General features: G+C 73.1%; 12 protein-coding genes. 5 read left to right on the forward strand and 7 right to left on the reverse strand.

What is annotated here, in order from left to right:
- Window positions 1-59: 59 nt before the first annotated feature.
- Window positions 60-791, reverse strand: a complete 732-nt coding sequence (locus Sm713_RS11015; protein WP_212909437.1) for a polysaccharide deacetylase family protein — start codon at window positions 789-791, stop codon at window positions 60-62.
- Window positions 788-2,377, reverse strand: a complete 1,590-nt coding sequence (locus Sm713_RS11020) for a glycosyltransferase (protein WP_212909438.1) — start codon at window positions 2,375-2,377, stop codon at window positions 788-790. Before Sm713_RS11020 ends, Sm713_RS11015 begins: the two co-directional genes overlap by 4 nt.
- 540 nt (window positions 2,378-2,917) lie before the next feature.
- On the opposite strand from Sm713_RS11020, the gene Sm713_RS11025 reads away from it, so the two are divergent.
- Window positions 2,918-3,316: a BlaI/MecI/CopY family transcriptional regulator gene (locus Sm713_RS11025; RefSeq protein ID WP_212909439.1), complete on the forward strand. Its 399-nt coding sequence runs from the start codon at window positions 2,918-2,920 to the stop codon at window positions 3,314-3,316.
- An 89-nt stretch (window positions 3,317-3,405) separates the two neighbouring features.
- On the opposite strand, the gene Sm713_RS11030 is transcribed toward Sm713_RS11025, so the two are convergent.
- The 3 genes from Sm713_RS11030 to Sm713_RS11040 all read right to left on the reverse strand — a co-directional run bounded on the left by Sm713_RS11030 (window position 3,406) and on the right by Sm713_RS11040 (window position 8,984).
- Window positions 3,406-6,219 (reverse strand): exo-beta-D-glucosaminidase, encoded by a 2,814-nt coding sequence (locus tag Sm713_RS11030; protein WP_212909440.1) that lies wholly within the window; start codon window positions 6,217-6,219, stop codon window positions 3,406-3,408.
- Window positions 6,220-6,498: 279 nt separating this feature from the next.
- Window positions 6,499-7,368, reverse strand: coding sequence for an alpha/beta fold hydrolase (locus tag Sm713_RS11035; protein ID WP_212909441.1), 870 nt, complete (start codon window positions 7,366-7,368; stop codon window positions 6,499-6,501).
- Between the two features lie 119 nt (window positions 7,369-7,487).
- A complete protein-coding gene (locus tag Sm713_RS11040) occupies window positions 7,488-8,984 on the reverse strand; it encodes an ROK family transcriptional regulator (RefSeq protein ID WP_212909442.1) in 1,497 nt (498 codons plus the stop codon).
- Window positions 8,985-9,273: 289 nt separating this feature from the next.
- On the opposite strand from Sm713_RS11040, the gene Sm713_RS11045 reads away from it, so the two are divergent.
- From Sm713_RS11045 to Sm713_RS11060, 4 genes are all read left to right on the forward strand, one after another.
- Window positions 9,274-10,797, forward strand: coding sequence for an APC family permease (locus Sm713_RS11045; RefSeq protein ID WP_212909443.1), 1,524 nt, complete (start codon window positions 9,274-9,276; stop codon window positions 10,795-10,797).
- Complete coding sequence (locus Sm713_RS11050) at window positions 10,794-11,885, forward strand: ROK family protein (RefSeq protein ID WP_212909444.1); 1,092 nt, start codon at window positions 10,794-10,796, stop codon at window positions 11,883-11,885. The genes Sm713_RS11045 and Sm713_RS11050 overlap by 4 nt, the downstream gene beginning before the upstream one ends.
- A gap of 366 nt (window positions 11,886-12,251) precedes the next feature.
- Complete coding sequence (locus Sm713_RS11055; RefSeq protein WP_212909445.1) at window positions 12,252-12,455, forward strand: cold-shock protein; 204 nt, start codon at window positions 12,252-12,254, stop codon at window positions 12,453-12,455.
- Between the two features lie 87 nt (window positions 12,456-12,542).
- The gene (locus tag Sm713_RS11060) at window positions 12,543-14,006 is read left to right on the forward strand and encodes a DEAD/DEAH box helicase (protein WP_212909446.1); all 1,464 of its coding nucleotides are present in this window, start codon (window positions 12,543-12,545) and stop codon (window positions 14,004-14,006) included.
- Window positions 14,007-14,153: 147 nt separating this feature from the next.
- Here the strand turns inward: Sm713_RS11060 and Sm713_RS11065 are convergent, their stop codons facing one another.
- Window positions 14,154-15,830 (reverse strand): IS1182 family transposase, encoded by a 1,677-nt coding sequence (locus tag Sm713_RS11065; RefSeq protein WP_249416228.1) that lies wholly within the window; start codon window positions 15,828-15,830, stop codon window positions 14,154-14,156.
- A gap of 109 nt (window positions 15,831-15,939) precedes the next feature.
- A complete protein-coding gene (locus Sm713_RS11070; RefSeq protein ID WP_249416567.1) occupies window positions 15,940-16,947 on the reverse strand; it encodes an aldehyde reductase in 1,008 nt (335 codons plus the stop codon).
- Window positions 16,948-16,949: the final 2 nt, after the last annotated feature.

Genomic DNA, 16,949 nt, shown 5'->3' on the forward strand with positions numbered 1-16,949 from the left:
CAGGAGACCGCTCCCCGTCGGCCCGCCCGCCGCAGGCGCGCACTGGCGGGCGTACCGCCTCAACCCAGGAGCCCGTGGTCCCGCAACGGCCCCACCCCGAGCCCCCTCTCCCCGCACGCATCGAGAATCCGGGGCAACGCCCCGAGCGTCGCCCGCCACGACCCCGGCGCCGACGTGCAGTCGGAGTCGTGCAGCAGAAGCGTGCCGCCGCCCCGCAGATCGGCCATGACGGTCCGGTGGACGGAGCCCGGCGTGGCGCGGGCCGTCCAGTCCTCGCCCCAGCACGTCCACAGCACGGGGGTGAGCCCGAGCCGGCGGACGGCGACGTGCGCGGCGGTGGTCATCACACCGTACGGCGGCCGGATGAGTTGGGGCGGGCGCCCGAGCAGGTCGCCCACCAGGTCCCGGGCGCGGGCGAGATCGTCGCGGGTGGCCCGCGGTCCGCGCACCAGCAGCGGCAGGTGGCGCCAGCCGTGGATGCCGATCTCGTGCCCGGCCGCCGCGATCTCCCGCACGAGACCGGGGGAGCGCTCGGCCTCCCCGCCGAGCAGGAAGAACGTCGCCCGGACCCGGCGCTCGGCCAGCAGCGCCAGGAAGAGCGGGGTGGACAGCGGCGCGGGCCCGTCGTCGAAGGTGAGCGCGAGGTGGTCGGAGCGGCCCTGCCCGGCCAGCCGGGGCATGGAGCGGTTGCGCAGCGGCCCGAACGTGGAGATCACGGGTGCGGCGTGGGCGGCCGCGAGCGCGGGCAGCGCCGCCAGGGCCGCGGTGCGCAGCGCCCGGGCGGCGGTCACGGCCGGGGCCCCTTGCCGTGCAGGTGGAAGTCGTCGGGATCGAGGTGGTGGTCGATGGCGTGCAGCAGGCCGGCCGAGTGGTGCACCGAGGCGAACCCGGCGCCGACCCCGCCCACCGACACCGCACACGCCACCGCCACGGTGACGGCGAACCGCCGCATAACGAGAACGGGCCGGACACGCCCCGGCCGCCCCGCTGGCCGCCGCCGCGCGGAACCCGGAGCCGCCGCCCCGCCCGGGGGAACCACCGACCCGCCAGACGGAACCACCACCGGAACCGCCGCCTCGCCGCCCCCGGCCGGCGGGAGGCCGAGTACGGGACGGGAGGGGGCACGTCCCTGATGAGGGGCGCGGGGAACTGCGCAAGACCCCCCGCCGGCGGGCAGCCGGGACGAGACAGCGACCCCGTCGGTCCGCCGGGGCCCCGCGCCAGCGCCCCCGCACGCCCCGATGATCGCCTCCTCGGGACCGCCGTCCCGCGGCGTGAACAGGGCCTGCCCCGCACGGTGCTGCCGCTCGCCGAGCGACCCGTCCAGGACCGCGGCCAGCGTCCGGCCGAGCTCGTCGGGGGCGTGCACCCAGGCGGCGACGCCCGCCTCGTCCAGGGCGGCGGCGTTCGTCAGGCCGTGGCCGGGGATGCAGCGGTAGCTGACCACCGGCAGCCCCGTTGCCAGCGCCTCCAGCGAGGTCAGGCCCCCGGCGTTCTGGACCAGCACGTCCGCCGCGTGCATCAGCCCCGGCATGTCGTCGGTCCAGCCGAAGGCGTGCTCGATGCCGTCCGCCCGCAGCCGTTCGGCGAGCGCGGTGTTGCGGCCGCAGAGGACCACGGGCAGTGCGGCGCCGGTGGCCCGGATCTCCGCCGCCGCCTCGTGCAGCGACCCCACGCCCCAGGAACCGGCGACCAGCAGCGCGAGGGGCGCGTCCGCGGGCAGCCCGAACCGCTCGCGCGCCGCGCGCCGCTCGGCGGGCTCGCCCGGCCGGAACCGGGGGCCGGTGACCGGCCCGCAGATCCGCACGTCCCTCGCCCCGAGCGCCCGCGCCTGCCCGGCGGGCACGGCGTGCGCGGCGAGGTGCGTGTCCACACCGGGGGCCACCCAGAAGGGGTGCACGGAGAAGTCCGTCAGGTAGGTGAGCACGGGCACGGTCAGCCGGCCGTCCAGGCGCAGCGAGCCGAGGATCCGGCTGGCGCCCGGGTACGTGGAGACGACCGCCCCGGTGCCGTCGGGCAGGGCGCGCAGCAGGCGGTTCTCGGTGGCCCGCAGCAGGGTCCGGGCCAGCGGGCCGCTGCCGCCGGCGCGCTCGGCGCCCTGGTAGATCCGCTGGTAGACCCAGGGGGCGTGGTCGAGCAGCCGGTGGTAGCCGTCGCACACCGCCCGGCCGAGCCGGGCCGGCAGCAGGTCGAGCAGGTCGTACCGCACGACCTCGGTGCCGGCCGCGGAGATCCGCCGGGCCAGCTCGGCGGCGGCGCCGTCGTGACCGGCTCCCATGCTCGCCGAGACGATCACGACGCGGTGCGCCGTCCGTGCTGGGCCGGGAGCGGCGGGCGGCGCCGCTCCCGGGTCGACCGTGCTGCCGAAGCGCACCATGGACCTGCCTTCTGAGTGCCGAGCGCCGGGTGGAAAGCTCTTGCGAGGCCGCGATGGGCGGGCCTCCGGGATGCCCGCGGCTGAGCGTCGGGCTGGGTGAGCGGAACTCTACAACATGTAGTAGATGGCTCCGTCGGCGGCGAATGCTCCGCCCGCGCCCCGGTCCGTACCTCCGCCTGCGCGTCCGCGCTGTTCTGCGCAGTTCCCCGCGCCCCTTATCAAGGGCCCAGTCCCCTCCCGTCTCGTACCTGGCCATCCGCCGGCCGGGGCTCTTTGCGCAGTTCCCCGCGCCCCTTATCAGGGGTCTGCCCCTCCCGTCTCGTACCTGGCCATCCGCCGGTGGGTGTGGTGCTTGTCGCTCCCCCACTGCCTTGAAGGCGTGGGAGGTACCCCCATACCCGCGCCCCTTTCATCCGGGCTTCGCCCGATCCCGTCTGCTCAGCCCCCTGCCGTCCTCCGCGGGCCCGTGCGCTCCCCTCGTCCCGCCTCCCGCACCCCCACCCGCAGTAATCTGGGCTCGAACCGGAAGGAGCGTGGACGGTGCGCGAGGGGCAGGACGGGGCCGGGAAGGCGCGCAGGCGCGCTCGCGGGGAGCTTGAGGCGGGCGTGCTCGCCGCGCTCTGGGAGGCCGGGGAGCCGCTGTCGGCCGGACAGGTCCGCTCCCGCCTGCCGGGGGACCTCGCCTACACGACCGTTCTGACGATCCTGGCCCGGCTGTACGCGAAGGGCATGGTGGTCCGGAACCGCGCGGGCCGCGGTTACGCGTACGCGCCCGCGGCGGACGAGGCGTCCCACACCGCGGAGCGCATGCGCACGCTCCTGGACGGCGGCTCCGACCGCGAGGCCGTCCTCACGCGTTTCGTCTCCCAGCTCTCGGCCCGTGACGAGGAACTCCTCCAGCGCCTCCTCGCCGCGGACGACCAGGAGCCCGGCGCCTGACCTCCGCCGGCGCGGACGCGCCTGCGGGGCCAGGCCGGGCCCCGGCCGGGATCCGGGGGGTCACATCCCGGCCGGGGCCCACGGCTCCGTCAGCCCCGCGCCGCCACCGCCTTCGCCGTCGGCACGTTGAAGCCGGACAGCTCCACCGCCGGGGTGTCCCCGTGCAGGTCGGCGGGGCGGTAGGTGGCGGTCAGCGTGATCTGCTGGCCGGGGAAGAGGGTGATGTCGTCGTCGCTCCACGACACCGGCGCCACCGCGGCCCCGTGCCGGGCGCCGACCATGCCGGCGTGCAGGCCGACGGCGGGCACCTTCCCGTCGTTCCGCAGGGTCACCCGGGTCGTCGCCTGGCCACCTGGCGCCGGCGACTTCGCGAGGGCGGCCCGCACGCCGGGCCCCACGCCGGACTCCGCCGTCGCCCGGACGTCCGCGTCGCCCAGCTTCGCAAGGCCCGTCAGGTCGGCGTAGGAGCTCTCCGGCGTGTAGTACCAGGTGGTCTTGGCGTTGTCGAGGACGTCGGGCTCGGTGGAGTTCCAGTAGACGTTGCGGCTGACCTCCTTGCCGTTCGCGTCGCTCAGGGTGAGCTCCACGAAGTAGGCGGTGGTCAGGCCGGACGGCGGCTTGAGGGTGAGGGCGTCGGAGGTGTGCCCGCCCGGCACCGGGTTGACCTTCGCCTGCTGGTCCTGCCGCACGGTGCCGTCCATGTCGCGTACGCGCACCCGGGCGGTCAGCTTGCCCGTCGCGTCCGGGGTGTGGTTGACGACCTGGACCGCCGAGGTGTCGTACGCGAACTGGACGTGCACGGGCTCGTTCGCCTTCTTGGCGCCGAAGTAGCCGCCCGCCTGGTCGAGGTCGTAGTCGAACAGGTGCCAGTGGAGGCTGGGCCAGGCGTTGTTCAGCATCCAGTAGATGACGCCCGTCGCGGGCTTGTCCGCGGCGGCCTTGCTGCCGAACGCCTCGAACTGCGCGCGGGTCGCCTCGTAGTTCGCGAGCTGCGCCTTGCGCACGTAGTCGGTGACGCTGGTCGGGGCGCCGTAGCGGTGCGAGAGGGCGTTGTCGAAGATCGACAGGTCGGAGAACTGGGAGCCGGTCTTGCCCGCGTGGTACTGCGGCGTCTTCGGCTCCTGCCAGAGCTGCCGCTGCTCCTCGGGCGTCAGCATCGACTGGAGGGTGGGCAGCCGCGGGATGGCCTCGCCGGCGCTGGTCTCCGAGTCGAAGCCGATCGCGCCGCCCTGGTCGTCCCGGGTGGAGTACCAGTAGTTCGGCGGGACGTACGCGTAGGGGCCGTTCATCTTCATGCCGGAGTCGCCGGTGGGCTCGGTGCTCTGGTCCGAGGCGGCGGAGACGATCGGCACCGACCAGCCGGCGCCGGTCAGCGCGTCGGCGTACGGCTTCGCGATGTCCGCGGGCGGGGCGTTGTCGCTGCCGATCAGGAAGGCGACGACCGAGGGGTGGTTGTGCAGCAGAACGGCCTCGTCGGCGGCCGAGCGCGCGGCGACCGCGCGGTCCTCGTCCGTCCACGGCTCGCCGCCGGTGCCGGCCCACGCCTCCCACTTGTCGCAGCACTCCCAGCCGGGCAGCACCATGATGCCGGCGCGGTCGGCCATGTCGTAGAACTCGGGGTTCTCCAGCTTGCCTTCCAGGCGGACGGTGTTCAGCCCGAGGTCGGCGACGTAGCCCAGCTCGTCCGCGGTGCGGCCCTGGTCGTCCCTCAGGAACATGTCCGGCGCCCAGCCGCCGCCGCGCAGCTGCACCTTGCGGCCGTTGACGACGAACTGCCGCCCGCCGCCCGGCGCCACGGAGCTGGTGACGCTGCGGACACCGAAGCTGGTCGCGGCCCGGTCGGTGACGGCGCCGCCCTGCTCCGCGCTCAGCTTCAGGTCGTACAGCGGGTGGGCGCCCTCGCCGACCGGCCACCACACGGCGGGGTGCCGCAGGGTGAGCCCGGGGGTGTCGGCGGGCGTGAAGGTGACCGTCCTCGTCTGGCCGGCCGCGAGCTCGACGCTCCGGCTGAGGGGCACGGCGGCGCCGTTCCCGCCGACGCTGCCCGTGACGCGTACGGTTTCGGCCGTGCTGCCCGCGTTGTGCGCGTCCACGGCGACGGTGAGGTCGGCGCGGTCGAGCGAGGGCAGGTCGAGGTCGGGCGTGACGTGGGCGTTGGACAGGCTGACCCCGCCGGTGCGCAGGACCTCCACGTCGCGCCAGATGCCCATGTTGTTGTCGGGCGGCGTCTGGTTCCAGTCGACCCAGCCGAGGGTGAGGTCCTTGTCGGGGTCGGTGGGCGGCACCTCGAAGGCGACCGCGTTCTCGCCCGGGTGGACGTCGGCGGTGATATCGATGTCGTTGACCGTGTAGCCGCCCTGGACGGTGCTGCGCGAGGCGACCTTCCTGCCGTTCACCCAGACGTCGGCGCCCGGGATGATCCCGTCCGCGCGCAGCACGGTGCGGCCGTCGCCCTGCACGGTGAACGTGCTGCGGTACCACCACGGCACCTGGAACATCGCGGGGTCGATCCGGCTCAGGTTCTTCGAGTGGAAGACGTCGGGGTAGAGGCCGTCGGCGAGCATCGCGGCCAGCACGGTGGAGCGCGCGGGCCCCACGTACCAGCCGGACGTGTCGTAGCCGGTGCGGGAGAGGGCCGCGCCGTCCGTGCCCCCGGTGACGGCGCTCGACTGCACCTGCCAGGAGCGGATGGCGCTCGCGGTGCCCGGCGCGCCGGTCGGGGTCGTGTGGAACTGCGGGGTGGTCACGGGCGGCGGCGGCAGCTTCGCCTCGGCGCTCGCGGCGCCGGAGCCGAGCCCCACCGGCAGGAGCGCCGCGACCAGCACGGCGGCGACCGCCATGACCCGGCGCCGGCCTCTCGGCGGGCGTGCGGTGCGACTGAGGAGAGAACGCGAATCGGGCATGCCTGCCTCCGCGGCGGGGGTGGATGGCACCGCGATGCTTCCGTTCCGGGCGCCCACCCATGATTCAGGAAGACTCCCCAACCAAGTCAAGTGCGCCGCGCGACGCGGTCCGCGACACGGCGCCGGCGGACCGCTCCGGGGCCCGGCACCCGCCACCATCCGGAGCGGGTGTCGAGGCCGTCATCGGACCATCGGGTGATGCGGGCGTGCGCGGTTCCTCACACGCCCGCCGGGACGGCGGCAGGTCGTGGAGCAGGCGTCGGATCGCGAGCCGATGCCTCAGAGCACCTGGACCAGTTCGTCCAGCATCCGGTCGGCGGCGCCCACGAGCACCGAGAGGTGGCCCTCGCCCTCTTCGAGATGGGGCACGGCACCCGGGACGTTCGCGGCGAGCCATTGCCCGTGGGCGAACGGCACCATCAGGTCCTCACTGCCCTGCCAGACGAACGCGGGCACTGTGATCTCGTCCAGCGAGAATCCCCAGGGTCTGGTGAACGCGAGGTCGTCGTCGAGCCAGCCGTCCACGCCGGGCCGCAGCCCCTCGGCGCACTGCGCCACCAGGTCCTCGCCGAACTCCGCCGACAGGACCGCCCGGTCGACCTCGGGCAGCAGGGTCCTCAGTGCGGCCACGAGCCCTTCCGGATCGGTGTCGCGCATTCCCACCGCCTCCTTCTCCAGGTACGGGCGCAGCGCGGCCTCACCCTCCAGCGCCAGCCCCAGTTCCTCGACGTTCTGCTCTCCCATTCCGGCCAGGAAGTCCAGGCCCGGTACGCCGTAGGGCGCGATACCCGCGACGACCAGTACCCCGGCGGCCCGATCGGCCAGCCGTGCCGCCGTGGCCAGGGCGTGCGGCCCGCCGCCGGATGCGCCGGCGACCAGGCAGCGGGCAGCACCGAGGTGGTCGAGCAGCGTCCGTACGTCCTGCGCCACGTCCACGACATCGCGGCCCGGCGCACGCGTGGACGAGCCGTAGCCGGCACGTGAAAAGCTCACATATCTGAGTCCCCGCTTGTGGACTTCACGTTCCAGGCCGCGGGCCGGCGGTACGCCGCCGGGCGTGCCGTGATGGAAAACCAGCGGGATCCCGCCCTCGGGCCCGGTCACGGCTATGTCGAGTCGGCGGCCGTCAGCCATCGCGATCACTGTCATGGCTGGAATTGTGCAGAAGTCCTATGGCGCACGATGCATCCATATGGAAAGTTTTGGTAAAAAGGGTGGGCGTACCAACGCGCTCATGGAGATGGACGGGGCGCAGCCCCTCGCTCTCGTCAGGCCGTCCCGGAACCGTTACGCGTGTCGAACACCCTCTCCCGCGCCGCGTCCGCCGCCAGCGCCACCGCCCCGAGCAGCACCGCGTCATCCCCGAGCGTGGACGACACCACGCGAGGCCGAAGCGGCGTCAGCGAGTGCAACGTCCTCCGCAACGGCCCCAGCAGCAGGTCCCCGTTCCGCCCGACCCCGCCCCCCAGCACCACCAGCTCGGGATCGAGCACCGCGGACAGCGCCGCCACCGCGTGCGCGAGGCGCGCGGCCTCGCGCTCGACGACCGCCCGAGCCACGGCATCGCCCGCCCGGGCCGCGGCGAACACGTCCTTCGCGGTCCTGATGGTGCCGGCCGGCATCCCCAGCGCGTGGGCGAGCCGCACCACCGCGTCCGCGCTGACCGCGTCCTCCATCGGCCCGCGCGGCACGGTGCTGGTGGAGTAGGCGGCCCGGCCGGCCGTCCGCTCCTCGGCCGACGGCTTCTCCGCGCTGTCGGGCAGCGGCGAGAGCGGCAGGTAGGCGATCTCGCCCGCCGCCCCGTGCCGCCCCCGGAACAGCTTGCCGTCGCTGACGATGCCGGCGCCGAGGCCGGTGCCGACCCAGAGGTAGGCGAAGAGCCGCGCGCCCTGCCCGGCGCCGAGCGCGTACTCGCCGAGGGCGGCCAGGTTGGCGTCGTTCATCACGTCCAGGCCGGTGCCCAGCTCCGCCCGGAGCCGTTCGACGAGGCCGGTGCGCCCCCAGCCGGGGAGGTTGACCGCGTACCGCACCCGCCGCGTGCCCGGATCGGTGACCCCGGGGCTGCCGACGACCGTGTGCACCACCTGCGACCAGGAGAGCCCGGCCTCCTCGGCGACCGCACGCGCCAGCCGGGCGGCGTCGCGGACCATCGCGCTCGCGGTGCGGGCGGTGTTGGGCGCGTCCCGGCGGCCGACCACCCGGCCGTCCAGGTCCGCGGCGGCGATGCGCAGCCAGCGGCGGCCCACATCGACGCCGAGCACGAAGCCGGCCTCGGGATCCGCCTCGTAGAGCACGGCGGCCCGGCCGCGCCCCTGGCCCCGCGCGACCTCGCCGGTGCGGCGCACGAGGCCGGCCCGCTCCAGGCTGGCCAGCGCGGTGGAGACGGTGGGCTTGGACAGGCCGGTGGCGCGCGCCAGTTCGGCCCGCGAGGTGGTGCCGGCGGCCCGCAGCGCCTCCAGCAGCATGCGCTCGTTGTTGCTCCGCAGCACGGTGCGGTTCCAGGGCCGCCCGGTGGGCTCGGACGCCCGCGCCGCCCGCCCGGCCGGGTCGGGCGGGGACTCCGCCGGTCGATCCGGGTCGGGCTCGGCAGCAGGTGGCACGGGATCGGCACCGGGCTGTCCGGACTCCGCCGAACGAGCCCGGCCGGACTCCGCCGCGGGCGGCAGGGGCTCCGCGCCGGGCGGCGCGGCCTGCGCGGAACGCGGCACGGGCCCGGCAGGGCGCTCCGCGGCGTTCTCGTCGTTCCCCGTCGAACCGTTCAGCATCGTCCCCCTGGCCGTCGTCCTAGGTGAGCGGCTCCGGTACGCCGGTGCCGCCCTGCGGGCCCGCCCCTCGGGCCGGCCCCGCGCTTCCCCGCGCTTGTCCGCACATGCCGCGCGTATGACGACCAGGTTACGAGACCGCGCATGTGTGGCCCGGGCGGCGGTGGATTTCGGCCGGACCATTGACGAGTTTTTGTTAAGGACCCTAACTTGATGTTTCTTCCTGACGTTTTCTTGACGACGATGGCGGCGCCCGGACGGGCACCCCGCGGCAGCCAGAGGAGGTGGCCCGATGGCCGACACGGAGCAGAAGCCCGCGCCGGCCGATCCCGGGTTCGTCCGCAGGATCGGCCAGTTCCAGGCGAGTGCCATCAATATGAGCCAGATGGTCGGCGTGGGCCCGTTCATCACCATCCCCGCGATGGTGCTGGCCTTCGGCGGCCCCCAGGCGGTGATCGGCTGGGTCGCGGGCGCCGTCCTGGCGCTCGCCGACGGACTGATCTGGGCGGAGCTGGGCGCCGCGATGCCGGGCGCGGGCGGCTCGTACATCTATCTCCGCGAGGCGTTCCAGTACCGCACGGGACGGCTGATGCCGTTCCTGTTCACCTGGACCGCCATGCTCTTCATCCCGCTGATCATGTCGACCGGCGTGGCGGGCTTCGTGCAGTACCTCACGTACCTCTGGCCGTCCATGAGCAGCGGGCAGGGCGACCTGGTGGGTCTTGCGATGTGCCTGGTCGTGCTCGTGCTGCTGTGGCGGCGGATCGAGTCCATCGGCCGGCTCGCCACGGGGCTCTGGGTGATCATGATCGTCAGCGTGGCGTGCGTGATCATCGCCTCGTTCACCCACTTCCACGCCCATGACGCCTTCACCTACCCGGCGGGCGCGTTCTCGCTCGGCAGCTCCACGTTCTGGCTGGGCTTCGCGGCCGGCCTGACCATCGGCATCTACGACTACCTGGGCTACAACACCACCGCGTACCTGGGCGCCGAGATCAAGAACCCCGGGCGGGTGATCCCCCGGTCCATCGTCCTCGCGATCTTCGGCGTCATGACGATCTACCTGCTGATGCAGATCGGCACGCTCGGGGTGGTCAACTGGAAGGACATGATCGACCCGAACAACCCGGCGTCGCAGTCCGTGGCGTCCGTGGTGCTGGAGAAGGCGTGGGGCAAGACGACCGCGCAGGTCGTCACCGGGCTGATCCTGATCACCGCCTTCACCTCGGTCTTCGCCGGGCTGCTCGGCGGCTCCCGGGTGCCCTACGACGCGGCGCGGGACAAGGTCTTCTTCCGGCAGTTCGGGCGGCTGCACCCGAAGCACCGCTTCCCGGTGCTGAGCCTGGTCGCGATGGTCGTGATCACCGCCGCCGCCTTCCTGATCAGCCGCCACCTGGGCACCTCGGCCAAGACGCCCCCGCTGACCGTGCTGATCACGCTGCTGACCACCGTCATGGTGATCGTCCAGTCCTTCGCCCAGGTCGCCGCCGTCACCGTGCTGCGCAAGCGGCAGCCCACGCTCAAGCGCCCGTACCGGATGTGGCTCTACCCGCTGCCCAGCCTGGTCGCGCTGGCGGGATGGCTGAGCGTGTACGTCTTCGCCGACAAGAACAACCACGGGCTGCACCCCATCGAGTGGTCGCTCGCCTGGGTGGCCCTGGGTGCGATCGCGTTCCTGATATGGGCCCGCGTCGAGAAGGTGTGGCCGTTCGGCCCGAAGGAGATCCACGAGAACTTCCTGACCGTGCCCGCCGCCGGGACCGCCCCCGGCGACCAGGCCGGCGGCCTGCCCGACTCCCCGCAGGAGACCGTGTGACCCGCGTTCCTCCGCCGCACCGCGCGGCCCCCGCCGTCGGAGGGGCCGGTGCGGCAGTCCGGGCGGGTGCCACCGCCGCCATCGAACCGACGGGCCTGGAGGAGGTGGCCGGCCCGATCGCGCCCCGCCGGGCCGGCGTGCCCGATCCGGACGGCGGCGGCCTGGACTTCGTGCTCGGCATCGACGTCGGCGGCACCAAGGTCGCCGTCGCCACCGCCGCCCGCGACGGGCGGGTGCTGCGGCGGACCAGGATCGACACGGACGCCTCCCGGGGCGCCCTCCAGACGGTCGAACGCGCCCTGGACACCGCGGAACGGCTGCGCGCGGAGACCTCGGCCGAGACCGGTGGACGGTGCCTGGGCGCGGGCGTCGCCAGCCCCGGCGTCGTCCACGAGGACCGGGTCCTCATGGCCCCCAACATCCCCGGCTGGGGCGAGCTTTCGCTGCCCGCCCTGGTCAGGGAGCACCTGGACATCGCGGAGGTCGCCGCCGCCAACGACGTCAAGGCGGCCGGGCTCGCGGAGGCCCGCTGGGGCGCGCTGCGCGGCGTGGACCCGGGCATCTACCTCAACCTGGGCACGGGGCTCGCCGCGGCGCTGGTCGTCGGCGGCCGGGTGCTCGGCGGCGCGCACAACGCCGCCGGCGAGATCGGCTACCTGCTGCGCGGCCCGCACGACACGGCCGGCGCCGCCTCGGACCGGGCCCCGTTGGAGGAGTACTTCTCCGGGATGGGCCTGGCCCGCCGGGGCGCCGAGCTGCTGGGCGGCAGCCCGACCGCCGCGGACCTCTTCGGCTCCACGGAGCCACGGGTCCGGGAGCTGGTGGACGAGGCGCTGGACCAGCTCGCGGTGCACGTGGCCAACCTCGCGACGACCCTGGACCCGCAGCGGATCGCCGTGGGCGGCGGCATGATGCGCTCGGCGGAGCGGATCTTCCCGGTGCTCCGGGCGCGGCTGGGCGAGGCCGTGCCCTTCCCGCCCGAGCTGGTCCCGAGCGCCTACCCGAACGACTCCGCCCTGCACGGCGCCCTCGCCCTGATCCTGGACGCCCTCGGCCTGCCGGCGACGTTGACGGACGAGGTGGCGTAGGGGGCCTTCGGCGGCGGATGGCCGCCGTGCGGAGGGCGGGTGCGCGCGTGGCGGATGGATCGCCGACGGCCGGCGGGCTGCCGGTGGCTGACGGGCCCGGGTGGCCGACGGCCGCCGCCCCCCGTTCCGGGCCCCGGACCCTGCGTGGAGGCGGCCGCCAGGCGAACGCCGTCGAAACGCTCCGGGCAACCGGGGCGCGCGTCCCGAAGATCCACCGAGGTGCCCCCGAGCCGTGCTAATCTTGCGATGTTGCAGTTGTGGTACCCATGAACCTATGTGCACCTGACGGGAATGCTTCTCCTTCAGGTGCATTAGTTTTTTCCGGCATCTCCGGATGGGGCCTCTGCCTACAGAACGGAGAAGGCCATGGCACAGGGAACCGTGAAGTGGTTCAACGCCGAAAAGGGTTTCGGCTTCATCGAGCAGGACGGCGGCGGTCCCGACGTCTTCGCTCACTACTCGAACATCGCCGCCCAGGGCTTCCGTGAGCTCCAGGACGGCCAGCGGGTCTCCTTCGACGTCACGCAGGGCCAGAAGGGCCCGCAGGCGGAGAACATCGTCCCCGCCTGATCGCCGTAACGCGATCCGCTCACCGGGGTTCGCACCGTCAAGGTGCGGACCCCGGTTTGTGCTGTTTCCAGAAAGGCGTCCCCCTGCATGGCCCGTAGACCACAGAAACCGAACCGGCGTCCCTCGTCCCCCAGGCCGTCCGCCTCATCGCCGAGGGACTTCCGGCTGCCGGAGAACACGACCCCCGCACTGCCCGCCGCCCGGGACTTCGCCGACCTCGACATGCCCGAGGGGCTGCTGAAGACCCTCACCGCGCAGGGCGTGACCACCCCCTTCCCCATCCAGGCCGCCACGCTGCCCAACTCGCTCGCCGGCCGCGACCTGCTGGGGCGCGGACGCACCGGCTCCGGCAAGACCCTCGCGTTCGGCCTCGCGCTGCTGGCGCGCACGGCCGGGCAGCGCGCGGAGTCCAAGGCACCTCTCGCCCTCGTGCTGGTCCCCACCCGGGAGCTCGCCCAGCAGGTGACGGAGGCGCTGACCCCCTACGCGACGGCGGTGAACCTCCGGCTGGCCACCGTGGTCGGCGGGCTGTCCATCGCCAAGCAGGCGGGTGCGCTCCGGCGCGGCGCCGACGTGCTCGTGGCGACCCCCGGCAGGCTCAACGACCTCGTGGAACGCGGGGACTGCCGGCTCGACCAGGTGGGCATCACGGTGCTGGACGAGGCCGACCAGATGACCGACATGGGCTTCCTGCCGCAGATCACCAGGCTGATCCAGCAGGTGCGGCCCGACGGGCAGCGCATGCTGTTCTCGGCCACCCTCGACCGCAACATCGACCGCCTGGTGCAGCGGTTCCTGACCGATCCCGTGGTGCACTCCGTGGACCCGTCCGCCGGTGCCGTCGACACCATGGAGCACCACGTGCTCCACGTCCAGGACGAGACCGACAAGAAGGCCGTCACCACGCGCATCGCGGCCCGCGACGGCCGGGTGCTGCTCTTCCTCGACACCAAGAGGTCGGCCGACCGGCTCGCCAAGCGGCTCCTGGCCGTCGGCGTGCGTGCCGCGGCACTGCACGGGGGCCGTTCACAGCCGCAGCGCAACCGCACCCTGGAACAGTTCAAGAACGGCCAGGTCACCGCCCTGGTGGCGACGAACGTCGCGGCCCGGGGCATACACATCGACGACCTCGACCTCGTCGTGAACGTCGATCCCCCCACCGACCACAAGGACTACCTCCACCGCGGCGGCCGCACCGCCCGCGCCGGCGGCTCCGGCAGCGTCGTCACGCTGGTCCTGCCCACCCAGAAGCGGGACGTCAGCCGGCTCATGTCGGACGCCGGCATCCGCCCCCGCACGGCCAGCATCACGTCGAGCGACGCGCAACTGGCCACCATCACAGGCGCCCGCGAGCCCTCCGGCCTGGCCGTCACCATCGAGGCCCCCCGGCCGGCGACACCGGCGTCGTCCCGCCCGGACCGGAAGACCGGCGCCAACCCCGGCAGGCGGTCCTCCCGCCGGCGCCGCGGCGGCACCGGGGCCAAGCCGGCGGCGGCTGCCACGGGCGGGACGGGAGGCCGCGGTTCCGACCGCCGCAGCGGCCGCCGCTGACGGGGGCCCGCTGCCCCGCCCTTCCCCGACCGGGCTTCCGTGGAGAAGTGCCGAAGCGCCTTCTCGGAGATCCCCGGACGACCGCTGGAACCCCCCGCCCTTCAGGACTTCGTTGGGAAATCTGCAGACGGGGGCGTATCGGTCTGGTCATGCGGCGAGGGCGAGTCGGGCGAGGTGGGAGGTGTGGGTTCCTCCTGGCTGGAGGCCGGTGGTCCAGGCGTCGAGGCGGATGAGGTTGATGGCGGCGGCCGAGAGGAGGTTCGCGAGATGGGTCTTGGGCTGGCCGTGGTAGGGCGTGCGCCGGAGGCGGGTGCGGCGGGCGGCCTGGGAGATTGTGCCTTCGACGCCGGCGCGGATGTCGTAGCGGGCCTTCCATTCCTCGGTCCGCTGCTCGGCCCGCTGCTGGGCCAGGACTTCCTGCTGGTCACGGGGCAGGAGTGTCAGGCTCCGGCCGTACTTCCCGTTCGTGGCCTTGGTGCAGCGGGACCGCAGCGGACAAGGATCGCAGTCCTCGCGCGTGAAGTGGACCCGGGTGATGGGGGTGCCGCTGGGTTTGCGCTGGTCGGACCATGTGACGCTGACCGCTCCTACGGGGCAGGTGACCTGCTTCGCGTCCCAGTCCACGTGGAAGGCGGCCTGGGTCAGGTCCGGGCTCTGGTCGCCGTCACCGCGCTTGGTGTGGTGGGTATCGGCGCCGACCGGGCCGAGCAGGGTGATGTTGTGGTCGTCGCGGGCTGTCAGGATGTGGGCCGCGGTGACGTAGCCGGCGTCCACGATGTGCTCGTCCGGCAGCAACTGGCGCTTACCCAGGTGCTGATGGATGACCTGAGTCATCTCGGCGTCATCGACGTTCGCGCTGGTCGTCTCCACATTGGTGATCACGTGAAGCGCATCGGGTTCGCAGGTCTCGGTCAGGTGCGTCTTGAACCCGGTCCAGCCCGAGCCGCGCTTGACGCCGTAACGCGCGTCGGGGTCGTAGGGGGAGGCCAGGCGCTTTCTGCCCGGCGGGAGGTCCTTGCCCTCCCGCCAGCACACCTCCTGTCCGTCCCGGTGATATTGCTGCTCCCAGGCATGGCGAAGGGTCTTTACTGCCGGGACCTCCCGCAGCCAGGGCAGGCCGGTGGAATGACCGACGGCCTCCAGGATGGTGAAGCCGTCCCTGCCGACCTGCTCGGCCCACTCCTGGCGGACGTTCTCGCCTTTCGGGAACCGGTAGCTGTCGATCTTGGCTCCGTAGCGTTCCGCCCAGGACGCATCGATCAACGGGGCGAGCCAGTCTGGTACTGCTGCGGCCAGGGCTTCCAAAGCCGCCCGCAGGGTCTCGCCGACGAACTCCATCCGGTTCAGCGACCTCACCGAGGCCAGCACATGCGTGGAGTCGGTGCGCTGGCGCCCGCCCGCGCGCAACAGCCCAGCCTGCGACAGGCGCTCCAGCACCGTGTCCAGGAGCTGTTCCTCAAGGCCATGGGCGAGCAGACGGGAGCGGAAGTCTCCCAGGACGGTGAAGTCGAACCCCGGATCATCCAGATGGAGGCCGAGCAGGAACTTCCAGTCCATCCTCGCCCTGACCTGGTCGGCTGCCTGCCGGTCCGACAAGCCCTCGGCGTATTGCAACACCGACACCAGCGCCAGCGCGCCGGGCGACACTGCCGGGCGGCCACGCCGGGGGAACGCCGCCGCGAAGGCCTCATCCTCGAACACCGGCCCCAGCACCTCCCGAACCCGAACGGCCAGCGTTCCCTTCGGGAACGCCGCCCGCACCACCCTCGCGGTCAACTCCGGCACCCCGCCCACCGCCCGCGGCTCCAACGACACCAGCCCCACCCTCCTGCAAGCACTGCAACAGGAAGATCAACGACTCCACCCCGCCCGAATCACGGATTTCCCAACGAAGTCCTTCAGGCGGGGGAGCAAGCTTCAAGAAGGCGTGTGACTAACGCCGGGGGACCACACCGAGCTCGATCATGCTGGCGGCGGTGTCGAGGACGGCATCGGACGGTGGCCGGGACGTCCAACCCAGCTCCTTCTCCGCCTTGGCCGCGCTGCTGCGATCCTCACGCCCCCAGAACGTGAGCGCCAGACGGCCGCTCGGGTCGAACCGGGAGATCACCCACATCAACCAGTACGGCATCGCGCCCGTGCCGATCCGGTAGCCGTGCGACCGGTAGCGGCCGGCCAGTACGGACGCCATCTCCTGGGCCCACATGAACCGGCCGACCGCGATGTACCGGTTCCCGGCCGCCGACGGCGTCTCCATGGCGAGCCGGTGCAGGCGGGCAAGGTCGCGGACGTCCACGACATCCCATCCGATCTTCGGGACGACCGGCAGCGCGCCCCGCATGATCCGCCGGATCAGCTCCAGGGAGGTGTTGACGTCGGTGTTCAGCATCGGGCCGAGGACGGTGCCCGGATTGAGTACGACCAGCTCCAGTCCGGATGCGCGGGCGAAGCCCCAGGCCGCTTTCTCGGCCAGCGTCTTGCTTTTCGCATAGGGGCTTGCCTTGCCCGGGTCGGTCCAGTCCGCCTCGGTGAACACCCGGTCGCTGTCATGCCCGTAGTGCACGGCGGCCCCCGAAGAGGTCAGCACCACGCGGCGGACGGAGTCGCTGGACTCAGCGGCCCGCAGCACCCGCAGGGTGCCGTCGATCGCGGGGCGGATCAGCTCGTCCTCGTCGCGCGGGACCGTGCTGGGGAACGGCGACGCCACGTGCCAGACGTACGCGCACCCGTCGACCGCCTCGATCCAGCCGGAGTCGTCGGCCAGGTCGGCTTCGACGAACTCCAGCTCGCCGCCCGTACCCCTGGCCAGTGCGCGCAGGTGGGCGACGTCGGCGGTGCGCAGGTCGCGTACGGTGCCGCGTACGGAGTAGCCACTGGCCAGAAGCTCGGCGATGCAGTGTCCGGCGACGTATCCGGTGGCCCCCGTGATCAGAACTCTCATGT

The organism is Streptomyces sp. TS71-3, assembly GCF_018327685.1.
In the GTDB taxonomy this organism is placed as follows: Bacteria; Actinomycetota; Actinomycetes; order Streptomycetales; family Streptomycetaceae; genus Streptomyces.